We start from the raw sequence: 26145 nt of genomic DNA on the forward strand, positions 1-26145 counted from the left end.
GCGTCAGGCGGTGACCGCCGCCCGGCCCGGCCCGTCGAGCGCCGTCCGCACGAACCGGGCGCCCGCCGCCCGCAGCCGCGTGTGCAACTGGCCGAAGACGTCCGCCGCGTGGCCGCCCGGCCAGTCCTCGGGCAGGAGGGAGAGGGCAGGCCGGGGTCCGCGTACGGGAGGCGGCGCCAGGCGTCGAGCGCGTACAGGTAGTCGCGGTACGCCGCCTCGGGCCGGCCGGGGCGGCGGCCCGACCAGTGGCGCAGCACCGGCTCGTGGGCCGCCAGGAACGCACGGTGCCGTCCGGCCAGCGATTCCAGGTCCCACCAGCGCGCCACCGCGTCGGCGGTCGGCTCGAAGCCCGCGTGCGCGCCGGTGAACAGGTCGACGTACGGGGAGAGGCGCAGCCGGTCCAGGGTGTGCCGGGTCTCGTCGTACAGAGGGAGGGCGCGATCCACACCCCCGGCGCGGCCGTGCCGAATCCGAGCCTGGCCAGCCGCGAGCGCAGCAAGTGCCGCTTGTGCCGTTCCTGTTCGGGCACCGAGAAGACGGCCAGCACCCAGCCGTCCGACGGCGCGGGGGACGGCCGGCCGTAGATCCGCCGGTCACCGTCGTCCAGGAGCTGGTGCGCGGCGTCCGAGAGGCCGTACGCGGCGGCTCCCGACTCCGTACGGGCGGCGACAAGCAGCCCGCGGCGTTTGAGGCGGGAGACCGCCGAGCGCACCGACGGCGGGTCGACGCCGAGCACTCCGAGCAGCCTGATCAGCGCGGCGACCGGCACCGGGCCGGGTGGGCCGTCCGTGCGGTCCCCGCCGTCCGGGCCGTCCGCGCGGTCCGCGACGTCGAGGCCGCCCGGACCCTCCGGGCCGTCCGCCCACCCGCGCCCGTACGCACCGTAGAAGGTGACGATCAGGGACCCCGGCGTGCCCTGCGCGTACTGGTCGCTCACGTCATCGTTTCCCGCCTCGTCGTGTCCCGGTCCGCGGCCCCCGGACTCCCGCCTCCGCCCCCGCGCAACCGGAAGCGCTGGAGCTTGCCCGTCGGCGTCCGGGGCAGCGCGTCGTGGAAGACGATCTCACGCGGGCACTTGTACGGCGCTATCGCCTCCTTGGTGAACGCGCGCAGCGCCGCCACCGTCTCCGCCCCGCGCGGCACCCCCGTACGCAGCACGAGGTGGGCCACCACGATCTGGCCGCGCTCCGCGTCGGCCCGTCCGACGACCGCCGCCTCGGCGACGTCGGGATGGCGCAGCAGGGCGTCCTCGACCTCGGGTCCGGCGATGTTGTACCCGGCCGAGATGATCATGTCGTCCGCCCGTGCCACGTAGCTGAAGTAGCCGTCCGCGTCCCGGACGTAGGTGTCGCCGGTCAGGTTCCAGCCGTCGCGTACGTACTCCCGCTGCCGCGCGTCCGCCAGATAGCGGCAGCCCGTCGGGCCGCGCACCGCGAGCAGCCCCGGCGTCCCGTCCGGCACCGGCCGGCCGTCCGCGTCGACCACCCGCGCCTCGAACCCGGGCACCGGCACGCCCGTCGTCCCCGGCCTGGCCCGTTCGTCGGCGGCCGAGACGAAGATGTGCAGCAGTTCCGTCGCGCCGATGCCGTTGATGATGCGCAGACCGGTCGCCCGTTCCCACGCCCGCCAGGTCGCGGCGGGCAGGTTCTCGCCCGCCGACACACAGCGGCGCAGCGAGGAGAGGTCGTACCCGGGCAGCTTCGTGAGCATGACCCGGTAGGCGGTCGGCGCGGTGAACAGCACGGAGACGCGGTGCCGCGCGATGTCGCGCAGCAGTTGCTCCGGGCCGCCCCAGTCGGCCAGGTACGCCGACGCGCCGGCCCGCAGCGGGAAGATCACCAGCCCGCCGAGCCCGAAGGTGAAGCCGAGCGGCGGACTCCCTGCGAACACGTCGTCCGGGGCGGGCCGCAGCACCTGCGCGGAGAAGGTGTCGGCGATGGCCAGCACGTCGCGGTGGAAGTGCATGCAGCCCTTGGGCCGCCCGGTGGTGCCCGAGGTGAACGCGATCAGCGCGACGTCGTCGGCCGCGGTCGGCACCGCTTCGTACGGGCCCGGATGCCGCCCGGCGAGCCGCAGCAGGTCCCCGGGGCCGTCCCCGCCGTACGGGGTGATCCGCAGTCCCGGCACACCGGCCGCCGCCAGGTCCCCGACCACCCGTACGTCGCACAGCGCGTGCTGCACCCGGGCCAGGCCGCAGATCGTCGCCAGCTCGTGCGGGCGCTGGGCGGCCAGCACGGTCATGGCCACCGCGCCCGCCTTCATCACCGCCAGCCAGCAGGCGGCCAGCAGGGGCGTGGTGGGGCCGCGCAGCAGGACCCGGTGGCCGGGCAGCACACCGAGGTCGTCGGTGAGGGCGTGCGCGACGCGGTCCACCCGCTCGCGCAGTTCCCCGTACGTCCAGACCGTGCCGGACGCGTCCCGGAAGGCCGGGCGGCCGGTGCCCAGCCGCTCGATCGTGGCGTCGAGCAGTTCGGCGCCGCAGTTGAGCCGCCCGGGATACCCGAGGTCCGTGAGGCGCGGCCACTGGTCGGCCGGCGGTAGGTGGTCGCGGGTGAAGGTGTCGAGGTGTGCCGAAGGCGTCAGGTCCATGCCGGGATGCCCCCTTGCGGACGACGGCGGGGACGCTCGGAACCTTGCTGGGTCCTGTCGTCACCTTCCCGTCGTTCCGCCCGCACAGCAGGCGGGAATGCGACGACCAGGACCTAGGGCCTGCCCGGCACCCGGCCGTGACGTGCGGAGGAAACCGTCCGGGTACTGCCGTGCCGGCCCGCCGTCAGCGTAACGTGTCGGTGACGACAGTCAACAGAGCGCGATACGGTCCGGCGGCGCGGGCGGTACCGCACCGTTCACCGACGCCGCAGCACCCCTCAGCACGCCGCGCCACAGCACCCCTCAGCACTGCGCACCACACCGCCCCGAGCGACCCGCCCGGCCACACCCCGGGCCCGAGACGAGGGAGCCGCCCGTGACCGCATTCGCGCTGGAACCGGAGGACCGGAAGTGGTGCGCCGAGCTGCGCGCCCTCGCCGCCGAGCGGCTGCGCCCGCTGGCGGAACGCGGCGAGCCCGGCCGCGTCAACCGGCCCTTGGTGGCCGCCCTCGGCGAACTCGGCCTGCTGCGCCGTATGTTCCCCGCCGAAAGACCGGTACGCGCCCTCGACCTGTGCCTGCTGCGCGAGTCGCTGGCCCAGGAGTCGACCGAGGCCGAGACCGCGCTCGCACTCCAGGGCCTGGGCACGTACCCGGTCGTCCAGTCCGGAACGGCCGCCCAGCGGGACCGCTGGCTGCCCGAGGTGGTCGCGGGCCGCGCGGTGGCGTCCTTCGCGCTGAGCGAGCCGGCCGCGGGCTCCGACGCCGCCGCGCTTGCCCTGGCCGCCGAGCCGGACGGCCCGCCGAGCGCCGGCCGCTGGCGGCTCACCGGCGAGAAGTGCTGGATCTCCAACGCGCCCGAGGCCGACTTCGCGACCGTCTTCGCCCGCACCGGCGGCGGCGTGGGCTCCCGCGGCATCACCGCCTTCCTCGTCCCGGCCGGCCGCCCCGGCCTGTCCGGCACCGCGCTGGACATGCTCAGCCCGCACCCGATCGGCACCCTGGCCTTCGACGGCGTCCCGGTCACCCGCGACGACGTGGTGGGCGAGGTGGACCGCGGCTTCGGCGTCGCGATGCGCACCCTGAACCTCTTCCGCCCGAGCGTCGGCGCCTTCGCGGTGGGCATGGCCCAGGCCGCCCTGGACGCCGCCCTCGCCCATGCCGCGGAACGCACGGCGTTCGGCGGCCCGCTCAAGGACCTCCAGTCGGTCTCCCACCAGCTCGCCGAGACGGCCACCCGTATCGAGGCCGCCCGCCTCCTGGTCCACGCGGCCGCGTCCGCGTACGACAGCGGCGCCCCCGACATCGCCAAGCGCTCCGCGATGGCCAAACTCCTGGCCACCGAGACCGCCCAGCACGCCGTGGACACCGCCGTCCAGCTCCACGGCGCCCGCGCCCTGCGCCGCGGCCACCTCCTGGAACACCTCTACCGCGAGGTCCGGGCACCCCGCATCTACGAGGGGGCCACCGAGGTCCAGCGGTCGATCATCGCGCGGGAGCTGTTCCGGGAGGGGTGAACGCCGGCTCAACCGTCCTCCTGCGGTTCCTCTCTCAGCAGCGCCCAGGTGTGCGAGTCCAGGACGTCTTCGGGGCCGAGACGGGAGAACTCCGCGCCATCGCGCCCGAGAGCCACGACGAGGGGACGGAGCCCGGCGCGGGCGGACCGCCAGGCGATGACGAGCCTGCGCCGTCCGCGCACGTCGATCCGGCGGTCACCGACGAGAAGGTGACGGACCTCCCGCCCCAAGTGGATCTTCGCGCAGCCGATCCGGGGAGCAGCGCCGACGGAGTACGGCGGGTCACGACGATGGGCGAGGCTGAGCGCGCCTCCGCCCCCGCCCGCCCCTCCTCGCCCGAATCCGCCGCCCTCACCCGCATCGGCCTCGCCGACTACTTCGCGGGTGCGCTCCTCATGCCGTACACCGCCTTCCACACGGCCGCCGAGGAACTGCACTACGACATCGAACTTCTCCAGACCCGCTTCGGCGTCGGTTTCGAGACGGTCTGCCACCGGCTCAGCACCCTCCAGCGCACCGGCCGGCGCGGCGTCCCCTTCGCCTTCCTGCGGGTGGGCCGGGCCGGCAACATCTCCAAACGCCAGTCCGCCACCGACTTCCACTTCTCCCGCCTCGGTGGCACCTGCCCCCTGTGGACGGTCTACGAGGCGTTCGCCGCCCCGGCCGCGTCCTCATCCGGGTCGCCGAGATGCCGGACGGCAAACGCCACTTCTGGATCGCCCGCACGGTGACCCGCGGCGGCTTCGGCCACCACGCGCCCCGCGCCGACTTCGCCGTCGCCCTCGGCTGCGAACTCCGCCACGCCCACCGCCTCGTCTACGCCGCGGGCATCGCCCTGGACGATCCCCGCGCCGCCACCCCCATCGGCCTCGGCTGCCGCCTGTGCGAACGCCGCGACTGCGCCCAGCGCGCCCGCCCCCGGCGGGCGGCCGCCTCGCCGTGGACCCGGACCGGCGTACGCATGTGCCGTATCCGGTGGTCGGGGCCCGCCCCGGCGCGGCGGACGCTGTTGGTTAATTCGGGCTGTGTTGCTTCGCCCCGTCGACTGGTTCGGCGGGGCGAAGTGCTGCGAAGTGGCTGGTGCGGGTGCGGGCCCTGGGCGTTCCGGTGAGGTGGGCGTCGATGCGGGCGAGGTTGATTGCAGCGCCGGTGAGCTGGTGTTGGAGGCTGGTCTTGGCCAGGCCCCGGTAGCGGGATCTGCGCAGGTCACAGCGCAGGACTCCCTGGGAGATGGTGCCTTCGACTCCAGCGCGGATCTTGTACCTCTCCTTCCACTCATCGGTTTGCTGGAGGGCTCTAGCCTGTCGAAGGGCTTCGTACTCGGTTTCGGGCCGCAGCGTGAGCTCGCGATAGCGTCGGTTGGTGGAGCCGAGGCAATCAGCTCGCATGGTGCAGGTCCGGCAGTCGTGCAAGGGGAACTGCACGCGGATCACGGGGAGCCCAGCCTGGGAGCGAGCGTCCCGCCAGCTTGTGGCGGTCTTGCCGTTGGGGCAGGTCACCTGATGCTGATCCCAGTCGATGGCGAAGGCGTCCTGACCGTAGGTAGCTTCGCCCTGGGACTGGGCCGAGGTCACCGCCTTGAGGGGGCCGTGCAGCGCGACGCCGTGGTCCCGGTGTGCCGCGGCCAGCGCGAGAGCGTTGGCGTAACCGGCGTCCACCCAGTGTTCTGCGGGCAGCAGGCCGCGCGCGGCAAGGCCGTTGTGGACGACGGCGGCCATCCGGTCGTCGGATACCGCTCCGGCGGTGGTGACCACGTTCGTGATCAGGTGCACGGCGTCCGGCTCGCAGGTCTCGGTCAGGTGGACCTTGTAGCCGTCCCAACGGGTGTCGTTCTTCCGGCCGCAGCGCGCCTCGATGTCATAGGGGCCCACCAGGCGCAGAGCGCCTGGCGGGCGGTCTTTTGAGCCTCGGCGGGCCACCTCTCCCTCCACCAGGTGGAAGTGCTGGACCCAGATCTGCCGCAGGGCCTCCACCTCCGGCAGCACACGCAGCCAGTCGGCCCCGTCTGCACGGACCACGGCCTGCAGCAGGTGCATCCCGTCTGCCCCGATGCGCAGGCCGACCCCGGTTCTCTGGGATCGGGCCTGAGGGAAGCGTGATTCCTCCGCCCGAGTGGCGTAGTGGTGGAACCAGTCCGGCTCTGCCACCTCCACCAGCCACTCGGGGTCAGCCTCGGCCAGCGCGTTCAGTGCGGACCGCAGTGTCTCCGCGACGTGCTCCAGCCAGTTCAGCTCGCGGGCCGCACCATGCACGTGCGTGGAGTCGGTCCTGGCCCGGCCGCCGGGTTTGATCAGCCCGCGCCCTCGGGCCGCGTCCAAGATCCCGTCCAGGACCTGCCGCCCGGCCTCGGCGGCGATCAAACGGTCCCTGAACTCCGAGAGCACCGAGTGGTCGAACCCCGGGTCACCGAGTTCAAGCCCGAGTGCGTACTTGACGTCGATCCTCGCCCGCACCGCCTCCGCGGCCTGCCGGTCAGTCAGCCCCTCCACGAACTGCCACACCAGCACGAACGCGAGTCGGCCAGGTGACCAGGCAGGTTTGCCCCGCGCGGGAAACAGCCCCGCGAACTCCTCGTCACAAAACAGCGTTCCCAACTCGTCCCGAACCCGGATCGCCAGGCTCCCCTTCGGGAAGGCCGCCCGGGCCACCCGCACTGTCTCCGCCGGAACCTCCCGCGGCTTCCCCGCCCGCAACGACACCGCCGACCTCCACACGCACGACGTCGGCCCCCGAGAACAAGTCTCGGGGGCCGACAAGGTCACACGCAGTCAATTCGCCAACAGCGTCCGGCGCGGCGGGACGGGCCGGACCTCACTAGCGGTGCCGGAACTCCGCCGCACGCTTCTCCACGAACGCCGCCATGCCCTCCTTCTGGTCCGCGGTGGCGAACACCGCGTGGAACAGGCGGCGTTCGAAGCGCACACCCTCGGCGAGGGTGGTCTCGAAGGCGCGGTTGACGGCTTCCTTGGCCATCATCGCGACCGGGGCCGACATCGACGCGACCTGATCGGCGACGGTGCGGGCCTCGGTCAGCAGGTCGGCGGCCGGTATCACCCGGGAGACCAGTCCGGCGCGCTCGGCCTCCGTCGCGTCCATGGTGCGGCCGGTCAGGCACAGGTCCATCGCCTTGGCCTTGCCGACGGCGCGGGTGAGCCGCTGGGAGCCGCCGATGCCGGGGATGACGCCCAGCTTGATCTCGGGCTGCCCGAAGACGGCGGTGTCGGCGGCGAGCAGGATGTCGCAGAGCATCGCCAGTTCGCAGCCGCCGCCCAGCGCGTGGCCGGCCACCGCCGCGACGGTGGGCGTGCGCAGGGCGCCGAGGCGGTCCCAGGCGGTGAACCAGTCGCTGAGGTACATGTCCATGTACGACCGCGGGCGCATCTCCTTGATGTCGGCTCCGGCGGCGAAGGCCTTCGCCGAGCCGGTGATGATGATGCAGCCGATGTCCGGGTCGCGGTCCAGTTCCTCGGTGGCCGCCACGACCTCGGTCATCACCTGGAGGTTGAGGGCGTTGAGCGCCTTGGGGCGGTTGAGGGTGAGTGTGGCGGTACGGCCGGTGCGCTCGACGAGGATCGTCTCGTAGGGGTGGGTACGGTCGTCCACGGGCGTGGTGGTGTCGGTCATGCGGTCGTCGTTCCGTTCTGCTCGGGTGCCTGTGTGTCCGCGCCGCCGCCGGAGCGCTGCCGGATGGCGCGTACGATCCCGGAGAAGTCCTCCGCCGCGCCGTCCCCCTCGGCGAACGCCGTGTACAGCTCGGCGGCGCGCAGGCCGAGTTCCGCGTCCACGCCGGCGGCCCGGACCGCGTTGGCGGCCAGGCCCAGGTCCTTGGCCATCAGCGGTGCCGCGAAGCCGGGGCGGTAGTCGTGGTTGGCGGGGCTGCCCGGTACCGGGCCCGGCACCGGGCAGTTGACGCTCAGCGCCCAGCACTGGCCGCTGGCGGTGGACGCCACGTCGTACAGGGCCTGATGGGACAGGCCCAGGCTCTCGCCGAGGACGAAGGCCTCGCTGACGCCGATCATCGATATGCCGAGGATCATGTTGTTGCAGATCTTCGCCGCCTGCCCGGCGCCCGCCGCGCCGCAGTGCACCGCCTTCTTGCCCATCGCCGTGAGCAGCGGCTCGGCGCGCGCGAACTCCGCCGCGCCGCCGCCCGCCATGAACGTCAGCGTGCCGGCCTCGGCTCCGACCACACCGCCCGAGACCGGTGCGTCCAGCGCCTGGTGACCGGCGCGTCCGGCGGCCTCGTGGGCGGCGCGGGCGTCGGCCACGTCGATGGTCGAGCAGTCGATGAACAGGGTGCCGGGGCGGGCCGCCGCGAGCAGTCCGCCGTCCTGGTAGAGGGCCAGGACGTGCCGGCCGGCGGGCAGCATGGTGAGCACCACGTCCGCGTCCGTCACGGCGGCGGCCGCCGAGGCGGCGGGCTCGACACCGGCCTCGGCGGCCGCCGCCAGCGCTTCCGGTACGAGGTCGAAACCGGTCACCCGGTGACCGGCCTTGACCAGGTTGGCGGCCATCGGGCCGCCCATGTTGCCGAGTCCGACGAAGGCGACGGTGGCGGGCGTGCCGCCCTCCTGCCGGGTCTCCGTGCTCACCAGGGCACCTCCTGCGTACCGGCACCGTCGGCGAGCCCCAGTTCGCGGGCGCCGAGCGGGGCGAAGAACCGGGCCACGGCCTCGTCGGTGACCTCGGCGAGGGTGGCGGGGGACCAGCGCGGCGCGCGGTCCTTGTCGATCACCTGCGCGCGGATGCCCTCGACCAGGTCCGGCGAGGCCAGCGCCGCGCACGAGACGCGGTACTCCTGGTCCAGGACCCGCTCCAGCGGTCCCAGGCCGCGGGCCCGGCGCAGCGCGGCCAGGGTCACCTTCAGCGAGGTGGGGGACTTGGCGAGGATCGTCTCGGCGGCCTCCTTGGCCTCCGGGACGCCGCTGCCGAGCAGCCGGTCCACGATCTCCTCGACGGTGCCGGCCGCGTAGCAGGGGTCGATCCACTCGCGGTGGGCCGCCAGTTCGCCCTCGGGTGCCTCCTGCACGTACCGGGGCAGTACCTCGGGCACCGGGGCGACGGCGAGGTCCGCGAGCAGCCCGGCCACCCGCTCCGACGGGACGAAGTGGTCGGCGAGCCCGCACAGCAGCGCGTCCCCGGGCCCCACCGGCGCACCGGTCAGGGCCAGGTGCGTACCCAGCTCCCCGGGCGCCAGCGCCAGCAGGTACGTGCCGCCGACGTCCGGTACGAAGCCGATGCCGGTCTCGGGCATGGCGACCTTGGAGCGCTCGGTGACGATCCGTACGCTGCCGTGCGCCGAGACGCCGACGCCGCCGCCCATCACGATGCCGTCCATGACGGCGGCATACGGCTTGGGGAAGCGCGCGATACGGGCGTTGAGCCGGTACTCGTCGCGCCAGAACGCGGCGGACGCGGCACCGCCCCCGGACCGCGCGTCCGCGTGGATGGCGCGGATGTCGCCGCCCGCGCACAGCCCGCGCTCACCCGCACCCGTGATCACCACGGTCTCCACCGCGGGGTCGTGCTCCCACGCGTCCAGGGCCGCGTCGATCCGGCGCACCATGGCGTGGTCGAGGGCGTTGAGGGCCTTGGGCCGGTTGAGCGTGAGGTACGCCGCGCGGCCCTCGGTCCGCAGCAGTACGGAGTCGTCGGTCATCGGGCGGCCTCCGCCCCGGCGCGGGCGCCGCCGCCCTTCGCCCCGGTCAGCCCGCGGGCCACGATCAAACGCATGATCTCGTTCGTCCCTTCCAGGATCTGGTGCACCCGAAGATCGCGGACGATCTTCTCGATGCCGTACTCACTCAGGTAGCCATAGCCCCCGTGCAGTTGCAGCGCACGGTCGGCGACGGCGTAGCCCGTGTCGGTGGCGAACCGTTTGGCCATCGCGCACAGCTGCGGCGCCTGCGGGTCGGCGCGGTCCAGCGCCTCGGCCGCCTGCCGCACCAGCGCGCGGGCGGCGGCCAGCTCGGTCGCCATGTCGGCGAGCCGGAACTGCAACGCCTGCGCCTCCAGCAGCCGCCCCCGAACGCCTCCCGGTCCGCGAGGTACGCCTGCGCCGCGTGCAGCGCGCTCTGCCCGCCGCCGAGGGAGCAGGCGGCAATACCGAGCCTGCCGCCGTTGAGGCCGCTCATCGCGATGCGGAAGCCGTCGCCCTCCGCACCGAGCCGCCGGTCGGCGGGGACGCGCACCTCGTCCAGGATCACCTGGCGGGTGGGCTGCGCGTTCCAGCCCATCTTCTTCTCGTTGGCGCCGAACGACAGCCCCGGGTCGTCCCGTTCGACGAGGAACGCCGAGATGCCGCCGGGGCCGTCCTCGCCGGTGCGGGCCATCACCACGTACACCTGTGAGGTCCCGGCGCCGGAGATGAACTGCTTCACGCCGCTCAGCACGTAGTCGTCGCCGTCGCGCACCGCACGCGTGCGCAGCGCCGCCGCGTCGGACCCGGCGCCCGGCTCGGTCAGGCAGTAGCTGCCCAGGTCGGCCATCGAGCACAGGCCGGGCAGCCAGCGGGCGCGCTGCGCGGCGACACCGTACCGGTCGATCATCCAGGCGACCATGTTGTGGATGGAGAGATAGCCCGCGATGGACGGGCAGGCGGTGGCCAGCACTTCGAAGACCAGCACGCCGTCCGCGCGGCTCAGCGCGGAGCCGCCGCACTCCTCCCGTACGTAGATCCCGCCGAGCCCGAGCCCGGCTGCCTTGCGCAGTACGTCCACGGGGAAGTGCTTGTCCTGGTCCCAGGCCACGGCGTGCGGCGCGATGTGCTCCTGCGCGAAGTCCAGCGTCGTCTCGACGATGGCGAGCTGGTCGGCGGTGAGGGAGGTCAGCGAGGCCGCCGTGGCGGCGGTGGTCATGACGCTCATCGCGCTCAGCCCATCGTCGGGATGGTGAAGCTCGCGCCCTCCTTGACCCCGGAGGGCCAGCGCGAGGTGACGGTCTTGGTGCGGGTGTAGAAGCGGATCGCGTCCGGGCCGTGCTGGTTCAGGTCGCCGAAGCCGGACCGCTTCCAGGCGCCGAAGGTGTGGTACGCGACCGGCACCGGGATCGGCACGTTCACGCCGATCATGCCGGTGTCCACCCGGCGGCTGAAGTCCCGCGCGGTGTCACCGTCGCGGGTGAAGATGGCCACGCCGTTGCCGTACGGGTGCTCCGTGGGCAGCCGCAGCGCCTCCTCGTAGTCCGCCGCCCGTACCACCGACAGGACCGGGCCGAAGATCTCCTCCTGGTAGATCCGCATGTCCGGGGTGACCCGGTCGAAGAGCGAGGCGCCCGCGAAGAAGCCGTCCTCGTGGCCGGGCAGGGTGAAGCCGCGCCCGTCCACGACGAGTTCCGCGCCCTCGGTGACACCGAGGTCCACATAGGCGCGGACCCGGTCCAGCGCGTCGCGGCTGACCAGCGGCCCGAAGTCGGCGTGCGGGTCGTCGGAGCGGCCGATGCGCAGCGTGCCGACCCGCTCCTTGAGCCGTGCCACCAGCGCGTCGGCGGTCTCCTCGCCCACCGGTACGGCGACCGAGATCGCCATGCAGCGCTCGCCCGCCGACCCGTACCCGGCGCCGACCAGCGCGTCCACCACCTGGTCGAGGTCGGCGTCCGGCATCACGATCAGGTGGTTCTTGGCACCGCCGAAGCACTGGGCGCGCTTGCCGTGCGCGGCGGCCGTCGCGTAGATGTGCGCGGCGACCGGCGTGGACCCGACGAAGCCGAGCGCCTCGACGCGCGGGTCCTCCAGCAGCGTGTCCACCGACTCCTTGCCGCCGTGCACGACATTGAGGATGCCCGGCGGCAGGCCCGCCTCCAGGAACAGCTCGGCGAGCCGCAGCGGCACCGAAGGCGCCCGCTCGGACGGCTTGAGGATGAATGCGTTGCCGCAGGCGATGGCCGGCGCGGCCTTCCACAGCGGGATCATCGCGGGGAAGTTGAACGGGGTGATCCCGGCCACCACACCGATGGGACGGCGCAGCGAGTGCACATCGATGCCGGTCCCGGCGTTGTCGGTGAACTCGCCCTTGAGCAGGTGCGGGATGCCGGCCGCGAACTCCACCACCTCCAGGCCGCGCTGGAGGTCGCCGTGCGCGTCCGCGACCGTCTTGCCGTGTTCGCTCGACAGCAGCCGGGCCAGCGCGTCCCGCTCGCCCTCGACCAGACGCAGGAAGTTCAGCAGGACGCGGGCGCGCCGCTGCGGGTTCCACTCGCCCCACTCCGGCTGGGCCGCCGCGGCGTCGGCGATCGCGGCCGTCGTCCCGGCCCGGTCCGCGAGCGGGACCCGGGCCTGCACGGTGCCGGTGTTGGGGTCGTACACATCGCCGTGGGCACCCGATGTTCCCGGTACGTGCTCGCCGCCGATGAAGTGGGTCAGTTCTCGGACCATGGAAGGCCTGCTCTCGTCAGGTGAGATCCGGGGATGGCACGGCCGGGCACCCGGGCGGCGCGGATGGCGCGCGGACCGAGGGGCGGGGCCGTGGGACGCGAAAGGCGTGGAACCGTCAGCGCGTGGGCGGTGCCGCGGGCCGGGCCGGATCACCTGGGCTGTGGGTACGCACCGGTGCCATGCGTGTCTGCTCCATCCTCGTGGACAACACGGAACAACACCCGCGGCCGGTATCCTGGCTTCCGGATCACCGTGCGCCGCCCGCCTTCCCGACGCACCCGCGTCAGTGGCGTGTTGCCCGACGTCGCACTCCCCGGTCACAGTGGCGGGACCACGCCGGATTCGCACCGGCTTCCCTGCACCGCGGGCCTACGGCACGAACATATAGTTGGACGTCCTAGTAAGTCCAGGGGTGCCGGTGATCCGCCGGGTGCCCCGGACGGGGATGCGGCGTCCGCGTACGTCCGTCAGCCCTCCCGCACCGGATACGGTACGAACGTGCTGCTGTTCTCGTCGATGGCCAGCGGACGGCCGAGAGGCGGCACGGCGCGCTGCGGGCACTCCAGGCGTTCGCAGACCCGGCAGCCCATGCCGATGGGAGTGGCGGCGCCGGCGTTGTCCAGGTCGAGGCCGTCGGAGTAGACCAGCCGGGAGGCGTGCCGGATCTCGCAGCCGAGGCCGACGGCGAAGGTCTTGCCGGGATCGCCCCAGCCCCCGCGGTGCCGCGTGACGGTGCGGGCCGTCCACAGGTAGCGGCGGCCGTCCGGCATGGCGGCTATCTGTACGTGGATACGGCTGGGCGCGGTGAACGCCTCGTAGACGTTCCACAGCGGACAGGTGCCGCCCGCCCGGGAGAAGTGGAAGCCGGTGGCGGACTGCCGCTTGGACATGTTGCCGGCCCGGTCGACGCGGACGAAGGAGAACGGGACCCCGCGCCGGCGCGGCCGTTGCAGGGTGCTCAGCCGGTGGCACACCGTCTCGTACCCGAGGCCGAACCGGTCGGTCAGCCGCTCGATGTCGTACCGCAGCTCCTCGGCCGCGGCGTGGAACGGGCCGTACGGCAGCACCAGCGCCGCCGCGAAGTAGTTGGCGACCCCGATCCTCGCCAGCGACCAGGCCGTCGTGCCCTCCTCGAAGTCCTCGGAGGCGAGCCGCGACAGCTCCTCACCGGCCTCCAGCAGCGCCAGCTGGGTCGCCATGCGGAAGGCGCGCTGCCCGGGCCGCAGCCCCGCCGACAGGCGCAGCACCCGGGCGGACGGATCGTAGTGGTGCAGCGGCCCGTCGGGCGTGTCGACGAGCCGTACGCCGTGCCGCGCGGTGAGCCGGGTGGTCAGGGCGCGTCCCACCTCACCGGGGCGGATGCCCAGCTCGGCGGCGAGTTCCTCGGCGGCGGTGTCGGCCTCGTGCAGATAGTTCTGCCGCCGGTAGAAGAACTCGCGGATCTCCTCGTGCGGGGAGAGCGGCGCGGCCGGGTCGGCGCCGCCGCCGTCCCGGCCCTCCGTCACCTCCGCCAGCCGCTCGGTCAGCGCCAGGTTGCGCCGTCCGAGCCCGAGCAGCACCGACGCCACCGCGGGCTGCCGGGAGGCGAGTTCGGACAGGTCGGTGGGGGAGACCCGGCCGGCGGCCAGCTCGTCGGCGAGTGCCTCGCGCAGGTCGGCCAGCAGCCGGCTGGTGTTGCGTTCGGAGAAGAAGCCGGGGTCCACTCCGAAGGCCTCGGTCAGCCGCAGCAGGACGGGCACGGTCAGCGGCCGGGAGTCGTGCTCCATCTGATTCAGGTAGCTGGGCGAGATGGCCAGCAGGCGGGCCAGCGCCGCCTGGCTGAACCCGCGCTCCTCCCGCAGCCGGCGCAGCCGCGCCCCGGCGTAGATCTTGCTCATGGTGCCCCCTCCGTCGCTGCCGCCCGGCTCACCCTAGTCGCCGTACGGCTGCCACGGACCTTCGCAACCTTGGCAGAAGGGCGCCACAAGATGGGCAGAACTTGGCTGCGGGCCACCGTTGATGGCACGTAGTGCCACTGAAAGAGTCGGCAGTGCGGCCCCCGGCAGCATTGCTCACCCCGCCACCGGGATCTCCGGCGGGCCGCACCTCAGCAGTTCGTGGCGCTGCTACGGCACCCGGTGCACTCGGTGCCGAGAATTCGCACCCTTCACCAGCAGCCCGCCTCAGCAACCCACTCCAGCAGTCCACCACAGCACTCCACCACCCAGCACAGCGGTCCGAGCGAACAACCGGGAGATGGTCATGGCACAGGCAGGTACCGAGACGGCCGAGGAACTGGCCCGGCGGTGGGCGACCGATCCGCGGTGGCAGGGCACCACCCGTACCCACAGCGCCGCCGACGTGCTGCGGCTGTCCGGCAGCGTCCGCGAGGAACACACCCTGGCCCGGCGCGGCGCCGAGCGCCTGTGGCGGCAACTGCACGAGCAGGACTACCTCCACGCCCTCGGCGCCCTGACCGGCGGCCAGGCCGTGCAGCAGGTCAAGGCGGGACTCCAGGCGGTCTACCTCTCGGGCTGGCAGGTCGCCGCCGACGCCAACCAGGCCGGCCACACCTACCCCGACCAGAGCCTGTACCCGGCCAACTCGGTGCCGCAGGTGGTGCGCCGCGTCAACAACGCCCTGCTGCGCGCCGACCAGATCGCCACCGCCGAAGGCGCGGGCGACACCACCGACTGGCTGGTGCCGATCGTCGCCGACGCCGAGGCCGGGTTCGGCGGCCCGCTCAACGCCTTCGAGCTGACCAAGGCGATGATCGAGGCGGGCGCGGCCGGCATCCACTACGAGGACCAGCTCGCCTCCGAGAAGAAGTGCGGCCACCTCGGCGGCAAGGTCCTCGTGCCCACCTCCCAACACCTGCGTACCCTGGGCGCGGCCCGCCTCGCCGCCGACGTCGCCGATGTGCCGACGGTGATCGTCGCCCGTACCGACGCTCTCGCCGCCAACCTGCTGACCAGCGACGTCGACGAGACCGACGCCCGCTTCTGCACCGGCGAGCGCACCGCGGAGGGCTTCTACCGCGTCGAGAACGGCATGGCCCCCGCCATCGCCCGCGGCCTGGCGTACGCCCCGTACGCGGACCTGCTGTGGATGGAGACCGGCACGCCCGACCTGGCCCGGGCCCGCGAGTTCGCCGAGGCGGTCCACGCGCGGTACCCCGACCAGCTGCTGGCCTACAACTGCTCGCCGTCCTTCAACTGGAAGGCGGCCCTGGACGACGACCAGATCGCCAAGTTCCAGCGCGAGCTGGGCGCGATGGGCTACCGCTTCCAGTTCATCACCCTGGCCGGCTTCCACTCCCTCAACCACGGCATGTTCGACCTCGCGCGCGGCTACGCCGAACACGGCATGACCGCGTACGTCGACCTCCAGGAGCGCGAGTTCGCCGCCCAGCAGCACGGCTTCACCGCCGTCAAGCACCAGCGCGAGGTCGGCACCGGCTACTTCGACCTGGTCGCAAGCGCCGTCAACCCGGCCTCCGAGACGACCGCGCTGCGCGGCTCGACCGAAGAGGAGCAGTTCCACTAGGGACGGCCCCTGAAGACGGCCCCCGGAGACGGCTTCAAAGGCGGTCCCTGGAAACGGCCTCTCCCGCCGGGCGGGCCCCGCATCCGCCGCCCGCCCGGCCTCTTCGCCCGGAACTTCGCCCGGAACCAGGAGAATCACCATGAGTACACGTATCGCGCGGGCCGGCGTGGTCGGCGGCGGTCAGATGGGCGCCGGCATCGCCGAGGTGTGTGCGCGGGCCGGTGTGGACACGGTGCTGTGCGAGGTGGACGCCACCGCGGCCCGCCGGGCCCGCGACCGGGTCACCCGGTCCCTGGAGCGCGCCGTCGACCGCGGCAGGACCGACCGCCCCGCGGCCGAGGACGCCCTCGCCCGGATCACCTTCACCGGCGAACCGGCCGACCTGGCCGACCGGCAGCTCGTCGTCGAGGCCGTGGTGGAACACGCCGACACCAAGACGGAGGTCTTCGGCATCCTCGACAAGACCGTCGAGGACCCGTCGGCGGTCCTCGCCACCAACACCTCGTCGCTGCCCGTCATGCGCCTGGGCATGGCGACCGGCCGCGCCGACCGCGTCCTGGGCCTGCACTTCTTCAACCCGGTTCCGGTCATGCCGCTCGTCGAGATCGTCACCTCGCTGCACACCGCCCCCGACGCCGCCGCCACCGCGGAGCAGTTCGCCACCGCCGTCCTCGGCAAGACCGTGCTCCGCTCCCAGGACCGCGCGGGCTTCGTGGTCAACGCCCTGCTCGTGCCCTATCTGCTGGCCGCGGTCCGGATGGCGGAGTCCGGCTTCGCCACCGCCGCCGACGTGGACGCCGGCATGGAGCAGGGTTGCGCCCACCCCATGGGCCCCTTGCGACTCGCCGACCTCATCGGCCTCGACACCGTCGCGGCCATCGCGCGGTCCCTCTACGACGAGTTCAAGGAACCGCTGTACGCCCCGCCGCCGTTGCTCCAGCGCATGGTGGAGGCGGGGCTGCTGGGGCGCAAGACGGGGCGCGGGTTCCACACGTACGAGACCTGACGGGCACTGAGTACGCGTGCCCCCGGCCTCTGAGTACCCGCCCCGATACCGCGCCGTGCCATGACGGGCAAGCTGGTGATCATGAACGCACCAGCCCCTCCGTCCGCCCCCGCCGACCTGTCGCCGTCCGCGCCCGCTCCGTTCGCACCGTCCACGACCGCGCTGCGGGTGTTCGCCGCCCTCGGCATCCCGCTGCTCGGCGTCGCGTACGTGCTGTTCGCGATCGTGGTCCTCAACCAGGCGTACAGCGGTGACGGGGCGAGCGGGCCGCTGGTGGGCGTGGCCCAGACGGTCATGTGGCTGTCCCTCGTCTCCGGTCTGGTCGCGCTCGCCCTCCCGATGAGCTACCGGGCACGGCGTAGCACCGTGTGGGTGCAGTACGCCCTGCTCGCCGCCGGCCCGGTGCTGGCCGCCGTCGACTTCTCCTGACGGCTGTCCGGTCGACGGCTCTTCCGGCCCGCCTCGCGGGCCGGCCGGAAGAGGCCGGGGCAGGACCCGTCACTGCGGTACGAGCACCACCTTGAGCGCCGAGTACGGGGTCCCGGGCGCCGCGGCCAGCGCGGCGAACGCCGCCTCGTGCTCCTCCAGCGGGAAGCGGTGGGTCACCAGCCGCTCCAGCGGCAGCCACCGGGCCAGCTCGATCGCCTTCGGGAACACCTGGCTGTTGTAGTCACCGGCCCCGATGATCTGCAGCCCGCGCTGAAGGATCTCCAACGGCCGCACGGTGGCCGACGCCTTGCTGTGGTAGCCCATGATCACCACACGGCCGCGGACCGCGGCGTACCCCAGGCTCTGCTCCAGCAGACTGCCCACGGTGTCGACGACCACGTCACCGCGCCCGGCGAGGTCCGGGTCGTCCGGCGTGTGCACGGTCACCCGGCCGTCACCGTCCCGCGCGAACACCGTGCGGCACAGCTCCTGCCGGTACGGGTCCGGCTCGATCAGCAGGACCCGGGCACCGTAGTGCCGGGCCGCCATCGCGCAGACCACGCCCACCGGCCCGCCGCCGACGATCACCGCGGTCTCGCCGGCCTCCAGCCGGCCCGCCTCGATGTTGTTCAGCGCGCACGCCAGCGGCTCCACGACCACCGCGCGGTCGAAGTCCATGCCCTCGGGCAGGGTGTGGACGAACCGCTCGGGCAGTCGGATGAACTCGGCGAACGCGCCGTCCAGGTCGAGCCCGACCTCCGTACCGGCCTTGTTGGCACAGAAGTCCCAGTGCCCGCGCAGGCACGAGGGGCAACTGCCGCAGTAGAGCGTCGGGTTGATGATGACGCGGTCACCCGGCTTGTGCGCGGTCACCGCCGTTCCCACCGTGTCCACGGTACCGACCGCCTCGTGTCCCATCACCACACCCGGCTCGGCGGGGAACTTGCCCACCAGCACACTGCGGTCGGTGCCGCAGATGCCGGTCTGCACGACCCGCACCACCACGTCGGTGGGCACCGAGGCCTCCGGCTTCGGGTGGTCGACCAGCGACACCGTGCGCCGCTCGTTCAGGATCAGGGCCTTCATCGGGTTCCTCCTGCGCTGGTGGGGGCGGCGCCGGGGAGGTCCCACCGGATGGCGCCGAGCAGTTCCTTGTGCAACTGGGGGTGGCCGCCGCGATGCACGACTTCTGGTTCATCGGGTCCAGGTCGAGCAGCTGGGTGGTTCCCAGGTCCGCGCCGTACGCGTCGGTGATGGTGACCCCGGCGCGCTTGGCGAGGTAGGTCGCGGCGGCGATGTCGTACGGGAACAGGTGCAGGATCGAGCCGCGCCCGGCCGCCAGGAAGTCCGCCTCGGTCGCCGGGTGGTCGCGCAGGACGCGGTTGCCGATGTCCACGTACGCGTCGAGCTGGCCGGTGATGATGCGGGAGATCGAGAAGGTGGCACTGTTGAACACGAAGATGCCGCCGGTGTTGGCGGACCGGTCCACCAGATGCGCGTAGGCCGCCGTCATCAGGCGCATGGGATGGCCGTTGAACTCGATCGACCAGAACATCTTCGCCGGGTCGGTGGTCCGGCTCAGCCGGGGCAGCGCGTGCGGGAAGCCGCCGTGCGACAGCCCTTCGTCGTCGTCACCGTAGATCCACGCCCCCGTCTTGATCTCCAGCAGGTACGCCGCGGTGACGTCGTCCAGCGTCGGCGCGGGCCCCGCCAGCGGCGCCGCGGCGATCGAGACCATGCCCATCTCCAGTCCGGCCGAGGTCGGCCGGGTGCCGTCGATGGGGTCCACGACCAGCACGTACCGCGGGTCGGGGGCCAGCTCGACCAGCGAGCCGTCCTCGGTGTAGACCGCGAGCGGTACGTCCGCGTGCTCGCGCAGATACGCCAGCACGGCCCGCTCGGCCACCTCGTCCACGTCGAACTGCGCGTCGCCGCCGGGGGAGTCGCCGTGCACCTGCCGGGCCAGACCCCGGCCGGCGTAGGCCGTCAGCTCGGTCCTGACGTGCTGCCCCAGGCCCGTCAGCAGGTTCTTCAGCCGGGTCATGCGGCCAGCTCCGCGCGGAAGAGGTTCTCCAGGCGGTCGCAGAGCAGCTCGGCCTGGTCGAGGGTGAGGATCAGCGGCGGCCGGATCTTGAGCACGTTGCCGTAGCCGTACCGGGAGGTGCGCAGGATCAGTCCGTGCTGCCCGGCCGCGCTCGCCAGGTGGTTGGTCAGCTTGACGGCGGGCTTGCCGTCGGGGTGCGCGATCTCGAAACCGATCATGAGGCCGACGCCGCGCACGTCGGCGATGGCCGGGTAGCGGGTCTGCATGTCCGCGAGGCGGCCGAGGATGTAGTTGCCGGTGGCCCGGACGTTGGCCAGGAACTCCGGCTGCCGGACGATGTCCAGGGTGACGTTGGCCGCCGAGGCCGCCAGCAGGTTGGCGCCGTAGGTGAAGGAGTGGTGGTTGGCCGGCAGGCCCGCCAGCCGCTCGTTGGTCAGGATCGCCGCGACCTGCGCGCCCGAACCGCCGAGCCCCTTGGCGGTGGTGATGGCGTCCGGTTCCACGTCAAAGTGCTGTGCCGCGAACATCCGGCCCGTACGGCCGATGCCGGTCTGGATCTCGTCGAAGATCAGCACGATGTCGTGCTCGTCGCAGAAGGCCCGCAGCTTCTGGAAATAGCCGTCCGGCGGGACGATGTTGCCGCCGTTGCCGGAGATCGGCTCCACCATGATGGCGGCGACCTGCCCGGTACTGGCGTACTCCAGGAAGTCCTCGATGCGGTCCACGCACATCATCCCGCAACTGCCCTGCTTCTGACCGTAGAAGCAGCGGAAGCAGTACGGGTCCGGCACCTGGAGGGTGCGCGGGAAGAGCGAGGGGAACGGCTCCTTGCGGAAGGCGTTGCCCGACATCGAGGTCATCATCATGGTCTGCCCGAGGTGGCTGCGGAACAGGGAGATGACCTCCGAGCGTCCCGTGGCGTGCTGCGCCATCTTGATGGCGCCCTCGTTGGCGGTGGAACCGCCGGAGACCTTCGGGTGGACCTTGGTCAGGTTGTCGGGGGAGACCTCCACCAGCCGGCGCACCAGGCCGTTGATCGGGTCGCTCTGCACGGAGGAGGTCAGGTGGGTGAAGACGTCCAGCTGGTCCTTCATCGCCTGGATGACCGCCGGGTGGGAGTACCCGAGGCTGAGGTTGAAGGTGGCGGAGGCGCAGTCGAGGTATTCGTTGCCGTCCTCGTCGTAAAGGTAGACCCCTTCGCCGCGCACCATCTTCTGGGCGCTGACCGGGTAATAGAGCAGATCACGTACGTTGGTGGCGTCCATGAACAGTTCTCCTCGAAGAAGACATGCTGTTGCCAGACATGCGTGGGCACGCCGGTCCGGCCCCTGACGGGCGCCACCCGGGCGGGCCTGGAGGCCGGCCGGTGGCGGGAGGTGGCAGGGGTGGCGTGCGGTCCGGTGGTGGGCCCGGACGCCGCGGGGTGGTCGGTCCCCGGCCGGGCACTTCAACTTCTGACGCCATCGACACTAACAGTCAGGATGTTCGTTTTGCTTGATCGTCTGTGAATCGGCTGGAATGCATCAGATCGGCGTGCGGGCGGGGCCGGTGAAGAAGCGCTGATGGAGCACGTGAGCTGGGCGAACGGGGTGCCGCGGGGAGGGGGCGGAGTTCGGCCGGGCGGTGGCGGAGTTCCTTCGCCGGGGCCGCGGGAGACTTCGACAAGGCTCTAAGGGGCGACATACGGAGAGTTGGAGTGTTCGTTTCACGGCCTTACGCAAATTTCAAACACTGTTGATGAGAACTTGGGCGGCGGGTCTGTTCGGTGCGGTCGGGAGGGCGCGCGGCCGCGCGCCCGCGCGGGCGTGTGTGGTCGGGCCGGCCTGACCGGGCGCGGAGGCTGGGGCGGTCGCGGTCGCGGTCGCGGTCGCGGTCGCGGTCGCGTTCGCGGCGGCCGGGACGGGGCACGGGGGCCGGGGCGGGCGCGTCACACGACGAGGCGCCGGGGCGGGGTGTCAGGTCCCCCGCCCCGGCGCCGGTATGGAAGGGCGCGTCGGGCGTCCGCCCTCAGCGCAGTGCCGGGCGCAGCTCCGCGAGCGACGTGAACAGGTGGCCGCGCATGCCCAGGGCCTCGGCCGCCCGTACGTTGTCCGCCCGGTCGTCCACGAACAGGACGCGCTCGGGCGGCAGGCCGAACGCCGTACTGCACCACGTGTACGCGCCGGGCTCCGGCTTGGCGTGCCCGATGCGGCAGGAGAAGGCCAGGACCGAGAAGTGCTTCAGCCACTCCTGGCTTTCCTCGTAATGCGCCGCCAATTCCTCCGGAATGTTCGACAGCAGACCGATGGTGGTGCCGCTGTCCGCAAGTTCCGCGACGTATTCCACCATCTCGTCGTCGATCCGGCTCCAGCTCGCCACATCGGCGGCGATGAGTTCCGCGACGCGCTCCTCGTCGAAATGCGTTCCGAGCGCTTCGGCGACCGTCCGCCAATACCGCGCACCGTTCTGGTCACCCCGGTCATAAGGCTGCCGCAGACCCCAGTAGCTCTCCCAGAAGGCGGCGCCGGACCGTCCTGCCGTCTCTTCCAGCCGGGCGCAGGCGGCGGGGGACTGCTGCCGGGCGATCACGCCGAACATGTCGAAGAGTACCGCGGTCATGCCATCACCTCTCCGGAGGCCGGTCCGTACGCACACAGGGTGCGTGTGAGTACACACGCGGCATGGTCGGATGTCAACCGCCGATTCCCCGACGGGCCGGTAAGCCCAACGGGCGGAAGGGAACCAACTCGCAGCGGGCGTGTTGATGTGCTACATCAGCGGCATGAATGTCTCCGAACGCCACCGGTTCATCCTGGCCCTGCTGGCCGAGCGCAACCGGGCCTCCGTGGCCGAACTCGCCCGCTCCACCCAGACGTCGGAGATGACCATCCGCCGGGACCTGGAGCTCCTGGAGTCCCGGGGCGCGCTCCGCCGGGTGCACGGCGGCGCCGTGACCGCCCTGCTCAGCGGGGTGGAACCGCCGTACGCGGTACGGTCCATGGTCGGCAGCGAGACCAAGGCCAAGCTGGCGGACGTGGTCGTGCGGATGCTCAACGACGGGGAGACCGTCGCCCTGGACACCGGCACCACGGCGGTGGCCGTCGCCCACGCCATGGCGGGCCGCCGGCTGACCGTCACCCCGCTGTCCCTGCACGCGACCATGCCGCTCGCCGAGCACGAGGGCATCCGCCTGCTGCTCCCGGGCGGGCAGGTCAGGCCGGGGGAGCTGTCCTTCTACGGCGAGACGGCGCTGCGCACCTTCGAGGACCTGCGCTACGACACCTTCATCCTGGGCTGCTGCGGGGTGGACGCGGCCAGCGGCGCCACCGCCTACAGCCTGGACGACGTGCACGTGAAGCGGGTCGCGGCCCGGGCGGCGCGGCGCATCATCCTGGTGGCCACCGCGGAGAAGCTGGGGCGGGTGGCGCTCGGCAGGATCTGTTCGGTCGAACAGCTCGACGTGGTGGTGACCGACGCGCCCCAGGGTTCGACGGTGGTCGAGGAGATGCGCGCCGCCGGCGTGAACATCGTGCACGTGTGACGCCCTGCCGGGCCTTGTGCGGCGAACGCCGCTGCGATGGCGCGGAGTTGGGCGGTGCCCGGCGTCCAACTGCCACCTCCCGGTGCCGCCGCTCCCGGCCCGCCGCGGAACGCGCCGGAAGTTCCCGAAAGTCCTTACGCACACACGTGGTGTGCGTTATGGTCAGCCGTGATGAGTGAATCGACTGCCTCCACCACCGGGTCGCCGCTGTCGCGGCGCTTGCGTACGGCGCGCGCCTGCACCTTCGTGGCTTTCGCGCTCAACGGTTTCGTCATGGGGATGTGGATCGTGCACATCCCCGCGATCGAGCACCGGGTCGGCATCACCCATGCCGTCCTGGGCTGGCTGCTGCTCTTCCTGGGCGGCGGCGCCTTCGCGGGCATGCAGCTCTGCGGGGCGCTGGCCGACCGGTTCGGCAGCCGCGCCATCGTGCTGGCCGGCGGCGCCCTGTGCAGCGCCACGGTCGTCCTGCCCGGCCTGGCGGACTCGCCGTGGACCCTGGCGGCGGCCCTGCTGGCACTCGGGTTCGGCAACGGCTGCCTGGACGTCAGTATGAACACGCAGGCTGTTCAGGTGGAGCGCGGTTACGGCCGGCCCGTCATGTCGGCCTTTCACGCGGTGTTCTCGGTCGGCGGCGTCATCGCCGCCCTGATCGGCGCCCGCACCATCAGCTGGGACTGGCAGCCCTCCCTCACCCTCGCCGCCGTGGCGGTGGCCGGCGTACTGATCACGCTCGCGCTGGTGCCGGGCATGCTGCCCCCGGAGCACCCCGCACCCGCTCCGACCGGCCCGAAGACGGCGGACCCCGGCACGTCGAAGGCGTCGGCCCCGGCCGCCAGGCGCCGTACACCGTCGCAGGTCTGGGCACTGGGCGTGCTCGCCTTCATGCTCATGCTGTGCGAGGGCGTGGCGAACGACTGGAGTGTGCTGCATCTCAAGGACGTGCTCGACGCTCCCGCCGCGACCGCGGCCCTGGCGTACGGCGGCTTCTCCACCGCCATGACCGTGGGCCGGTTCGTCACCGACCGGGTGGTGGCCCGCTTCGGCCGGGTCTTCGTCGTACGGTACGGAGCCGGGCTCGCCGCCCTCGGCCTGGCCCTCGCCTCGCTCTCCCCCTGGGTGCCGATGGCCCTGCTCGGCTGGACCCTTTTCGGTATCGGCCTGTCCGGGTGCATTCCGCAGTTCTTCACCGCGGCGGGCAATGTCGACCCGGCCTCGTCCGGCGCGAATGTGTCCCGGGTGGCGGGCATGGGATATGTCGGAATGCTCGCGGGCCCCGCCATCATCGGACCGCTCACCCACCTGGTTCCCCTGAACCTGGCCTTTTTCCTGCCCGTCGCCTTCTGCGTGGCAGCGGTGTTCTCCGCCGGAATTCTCCGCCCGGCCCGCAGGACGACGACCGCTCCCGAACCGGAGCCGGCCGAGGCATGACCCGCACCCGTACGGTGGCCGGCGGCACCGGAAGCCTCGCCGACTACCTGGACAAGCAGCGCATCCACCCCCGCGCGCAGGCCGCCACCAGGGAAGAACTCCTCGAAGCCCTGGCCGGCGGCCTGCACACCGCGGGCGCCCTCGGTGACGTCCGCGCCTTCGTCCGCGCGGTACGCCTGCGCACGGCACAGGGCGCCAACGGCTTCCACGGCATCGCCCTGCTGGCCGCCCGGAGCCGGGCGGTCAGCGACCCGGCGGCCGCCTTCGCGCGCATACCGGCCGACCTCGGCTGGCGCGGGGCCGACGACCGCCCGGTGCGCGACGTGTTCCTCCTCGCGGCCCCCCGCAAGCTCCGGGACGTCCGCTGCGTACAGGCGTACTCCGTCCTCGCCCGCCACACCGCCCACCCGGGCTTCCGCAGCATGCTGGCGGCAGCCCGCACCACCGACGACCTGTACGACCTCTTCCGCCTCATCCGCTGAACTTCCTTGGCGGGGCGGCCCCGTACGCCCTACAACCACGCCGCTCGTCCGCCTCGCGCAGCGCCTCCATCCGGTCACGGGCCCGGGCCACCCCGTACGGCTGCGGCCCGCCCCGCGCGACCCGGCCCCATTTCGGCCGTTCACCCCCGTATGCCAGAGATCCAGTACTACGATGCCACCGGGGGATCTCGTGGGGGATCTCGCAGAAGTGAAAGCGCGGGGGAGCGGGGCCTCGTAGGGACCCGGATCCCCGGCCTGCGCCGCTCCGGAACCGGAACGTCACCACGCCGCCGCGTCCCTTCCGACGTCATCCTCCCGGCGCCCCTGGTCTTCCCGCTTTCCCCGCCCTCGTCTTCGTCCTCGCCATCCGCCGGGAGCGCAACGTGCCGTACACGGCCGAGATCAGCCGCAGCAATCCGACGAGCATCATCTTCCTCGTCGACCAGTCGACCTCGATGAGCGACCCCATCGGCGGGGAGGTCCCGCAGCAGAAGGCCGACGTGGTCGCCGACGCCATCAACCGGCTCCTCACCGAACTGTCGGTCAAGTGCGCCAAGGAAGAAGGCGTACGGGACTACTTCCACGTCGCCGTCATCGGCTACGGCGCCACCGTCGGCTCGGCGTTCGCCGGCTCGCTCGCGGGCCGGGACATCGTTCCCCTCAGCGAGGTGGCGGACAACCCGGCCCGGGTCGACGAGCGGAGCAAGCGGGTGCCCGACGGCGCCGGCGGCCTGGTGGAGACGACGGTCAACTTCCCGCTGTGGATGGACCCCGTCGCCAGCGGCGGCACGCCGATGAACCGGGCCCTGCGGTACGCCGAGAACCTCGTGGCCGGCTGGACCGAGCGCTACCCGGCCGGCTTCCCGCCGATCGTCATCAACCTCACGGACGGCGAGTCGACCGACGGTGAGCCCAGCGCGGCGGCCGAGGCCGTCACCGCGCACGCCACGGCCGACGGCGCCGCTCTGCTGTTCAACCTGCACGTCTCCGCCGCCGGGGGAACACCCACCGCCTTCCCCGACACGGCCGACGGCCTCCCCGACAGCTACGCCCGCACCCTCTTCGCCATGTCGAGCCCGCTGCCCGCCCACATGCGCGCGTACGCCGCCTCACAGGGCCGACGCGTCAGCGAGACCACCCGCGGCTTCGTCTACAACGCGGACATCACCTCGGTCGTCCAGTTCCTCGACATCGGCACCCGCGCCACCGAGCTGCGGTGACCGCTCCGCCTT

Annotated in this window: 19 protein-coding genes, 3 pseudogenes and 1 riboswitch; of the genes and pseudogenes, 9 read left to right on the plus strand and 13 right to left on the minus strand. The window is 72.5% G+C overall.

The genetic code is table 11. From position 1 onward, the window contains the following. Nucleotides 1-3: 3 nt before the first annotated feature. Both ACEXOX_RS36370 and ACEXOX_RS36375 read right to left on the minus strand, forming a co-directional pair. A pseudogene (locus ACEXOX_RS36370) lies at nucleotides 4-937 on the minus strand (PaaX family transcriptional regulator C-terminal domain-containing protein). Continuing rightward, nucleotides 934-2589: an AMP-binding protein gene (locus ACEXOX_RS36375; RefSeq protein ID WP_406525092.1), complete on the minus strand. Its 1656-nt coding sequence runs from the start codon at nucleotides 2587-2589 to the stop codon at nucleotides 934-936. Before ACEXOX_RS36375 ends, ACEXOX_RS36370 begins: the two are co-directional and overlap by 4 nt. Before the next feature lie 376 nt (nucleotides 2590-2965). Here ACEXOX_RS36375 and ACEXOX_RS36380 point away from each other — a divergent pair, with 376 nt between their 5' ends. Continuing rightward, complete coding sequence (locus tag ACEXOX_RS36380) at nucleotides 2966-4105, plus strand: acyl-CoA dehydrogenase family protein (RefSeq protein ID WP_406525093.1); 1140 nt, start codon at nucleotides 2966-2968, stop codon at nucleotides 4103-4105. Between the two features lie 326 nt (nucleotides 4106-4431). Then, nucleotides 4432-5122, plus strand: a pseudogene (locus tag ACEXOX_RS36385) (short-chain fatty acyl-CoA regulator family protein); the annotation flags it as partial. Here the strand turns inward: ACEXOX_RS36385 and ACEXOX_RS36390 are convergent. The 7 genes and pseudogenes from ACEXOX_RS36390 to ACEXOX_RS36420 form a co-directional block, all read right to left on the minus strand. Continuing rightward, on the minus strand, nucleotides 5119-6804 hold the full coding sequence (locus ACEXOX_RS36390; protein WP_406523765.1) for an IS1182 family transposase: 1686 nt from the start codon (nucleotides 6802-6804) through the stop codon (nucleotides 5119-5121). The pseudogene ACEXOX_RS36385 and the gene ACEXOX_RS36390 overlap by 4 nt on opposite strands. Nucleotides 6805-6919: 115 nt before the next feature. After that, nucleotides 6920-7729, minus strand: coding sequence for an enoyl-CoA hydratase (locus tag ACEXOX_RS36395; RefSeq protein WP_406525094.1), 810 nt, complete (start codon nucleotides 7727-7729; stop codon nucleotides 6920-6922). After that, on the minus strand, nucleotides 7726-8631 hold the full coding sequence (gene mmsB / locus ACEXOX_RS36400) for a 3-hydroxyisobutyrate dehydrogenase (protein WP_406526576.1): 906 nt from the start codon (nucleotides 8629-8631) through the stop codon (nucleotides 7726-7728). The genes ACEXOX_RS36395 and mmsB overlap by 4 nt, the downstream gene beginning before the upstream one ends. Nucleotides 8632-8693: 62 nt before the next feature. Then, entirely contained in the window at nucleotides 8694-9764 is a 1071-nt protein-coding gene (locus ACEXOX_RS36405) for an enoyl-CoA hydratase/isomerase family protein (protein ID WP_406525095.1), read from the minus strand. After that, a pseudogene (locus ACEXOX_RS36410) lies at nucleotides 9761-10971 on the minus strand (acyl-CoA dehydrogenase family protein). Before ACEXOX_RS36410 ends, ACEXOX_RS36405 begins: the two are co-directional and overlap by 4 nt. Before the next feature lie 5 nt (nucleotides 10972-10976). Further along, a complete protein-coding gene (locus ACEXOX_RS36415) occupies nucleotides 10977-12476 on the minus strand; it encodes a CoA-acylating methylmalonate-semialdehyde dehydrogenase (protein WP_406525096.1) in 1500 nt (499 codons plus the stop codon). Nucleotides 12477-12683: 207 nt separating this feature from the next. Continuing rightward, nucleotides 12684-12857, minus strand: a riboswitch (cobalamin riboswitch). A gap of 86 nt (nucleotides 12858-12943) precedes the next feature. Continuing rightward, nucleotides 12944-14353 carry a short-chain fatty acyl-CoA regulator family protein gene (locus tag ACEXOX_RS36420; RefSeq protein ID WP_406525097.1) on the minus strand — a complete coding sequence of 470 codons (1410 nt, stop codon included), beginning with the start codon at nucleotides 14351-14353 and terminating at the stop codon, nucleotides 12944-12946. 364 nt (nucleotides 14354-14717) lie between these two features. Between ACEXOX_RS36420 and aceA the strand changes: the two genes are divergently transcribed. The 3 genes from aceA (at nucleotide 14718) to ACEXOX_RS36435 (ending at nucleotide 17436) form a co-directional block, all read left to right on the plus strand. Continuing rightward, on the plus strand, nucleotides 14718-16001 hold the full coding sequence (aceA, locus tag ACEXOX_RS36425; RefSeq protein WP_406525098.1) for an isocitrate lyase: 1284 nt from the start codon (nucleotides 14718-14720) through the stop codon (nucleotides 15999-16001). Nucleotides 16002-16140: 139 nt separating this feature from the next. After that, the gene (locus tag ACEXOX_RS36430) at nucleotides 16141-17007 is read left to right on the plus strand and encodes a 3-hydroxybutyryl-CoA dehydrogenase (RefSeq protein WP_406525099.1); all 867 of its coding nucleotides are present in this window, start codon (nucleotides 16141-16143) and stop codon (nucleotides 17005-17007) included. Between the two features lie 81 nt (nucleotides 17008-17088). Further along, nucleotides 17089-17436: a hypothetical protein gene (locus ACEXOX_RS36435; protein ID WP_406525100.1), complete on the plus strand. Its 348-nt coding sequence runs from the start codon at nucleotides 17089-17091 to the stop codon at nucleotides 17434-17436. Between the two features lie 69 nt (nucleotides 17437-17505). On the opposite strand, the gene ACEXOX_RS36440 is transcribed toward ACEXOX_RS36435, so the two are convergent. From ACEXOX_RS36440 to ACEXOX_RS36455, 4 genes are all read right to left on the minus strand, one after another. Further along, the gene (locus ACEXOX_RS36440) at nucleotides 17506-18393 is read right to left on the minus strand and encodes a zinc-binding dehydrogenase (RefSeq protein ID WP_406526577.1); all 888 of its coding nucleotides are present in this window, start codon (nucleotides 18391-18393) and stop codon (nucleotides 17506-17508) included. Beyond that, nucleotides 18287-19480 (minus strand): inositol monophosphatase family protein, encoded by a 1194-nt coding sequence (locus tag ACEXOX_RS36445; RefSeq protein ID WP_406525101.1) that lies wholly within the window; start codon nucleotides 19478-19480, stop codon nucleotides 18287-18289. Before ACEXOX_RS36445 ends, ACEXOX_RS36440 begins: the two co-directional genes overlap by 107 nt. Further along, on the minus strand, nucleotides 19477-20745 hold the full coding sequence (locus ACEXOX_RS36450; RefSeq protein WP_406525102.1) for an aspartate aminotransferase family protein: 1269 nt from the start codon (nucleotides 20743-20745) through the stop codon (nucleotides 19477-19479). The genes ACEXOX_RS36445 and ACEXOX_RS36450 overlap by 4 nt, the downstream gene beginning before the upstream one ends. Before the next feature lie 742 nt (nucleotides 20746-21487). After that, nucleotides 21488-22078, minus strand: a complete 591-nt coding sequence (locus ACEXOX_RS36455; protein WP_406525103.1) for an HAD family hydrolase — start codon at nucleotides 22076-22078, stop codon at nucleotides 21488-21490. A gap of 163 nt (nucleotides 22079-22241) precedes the next feature. Here ACEXOX_RS36455 and ACEXOX_RS36460 point away from each other — a divergent pair, with 163 nt between their 5' ends. The 4 genes from ACEXOX_RS36460 to ACEXOX_RS36475 all read left to right on the plus strand — a co-directional run bounded on the left by ACEXOX_RS36460 (nucleotide 22242) and on the right by ACEXOX_RS36475 (nucleotide 26133). Then, nucleotides 22242-23000, plus strand: a complete 759-nt coding sequence (locus ACEXOX_RS36460) for a DeoR/GlpR family DNA-binding transcription regulator (protein WP_030020796.1) — start codon at nucleotides 22242-22244, stop codon at nucleotides 22998-23000. 171 nt (nucleotides 23001-23171) lie between these two features. Then, nucleotides 23172-24431, plus strand: a complete 1260-nt coding sequence (locus ACEXOX_RS36465; RefSeq protein ID WP_406525104.1) for an MFS transporter — start codon at nucleotides 23172-23174, stop codon at nucleotides 24429-24431. Next, complete coding sequence (locus tag ACEXOX_RS36470; protein ID WP_406525105.1) at nucleotides 24428-24913, plus strand: PTS sugar transporter subunit IIA; 486 nt, start codon at nucleotides 24428-24430, stop codon at nucleotides 24911-24913. Before ACEXOX_RS36465 ends, ACEXOX_RS36470 begins: the two co-directional genes overlap by 4 nt. 383 nt (nucleotides 24914-25296) lie before the next feature. Next, a complete protein-coding gene (locus ACEXOX_RS36475) occupies nucleotides 25297-26133 on the plus strand; it encodes a vWA domain-containing protein (RefSeq protein ID WP_030020793.1) in 837 nt (278 codons plus the stop codon). Nucleotides 26134-26145 lie beyond the last annotated feature (12 nt).

The sequence above is a fragment of the Streptomyces sp. Ac-502 genome, assembly GCF_045222935.1.
In the GTDB taxonomy this organism is placed as follows: domain Bacteria; phylum Actinomycetota; class Actinomycetes; order Streptomycetales; family Streptomycetaceae; genus Streptomyces; species Streptomyces monomycini.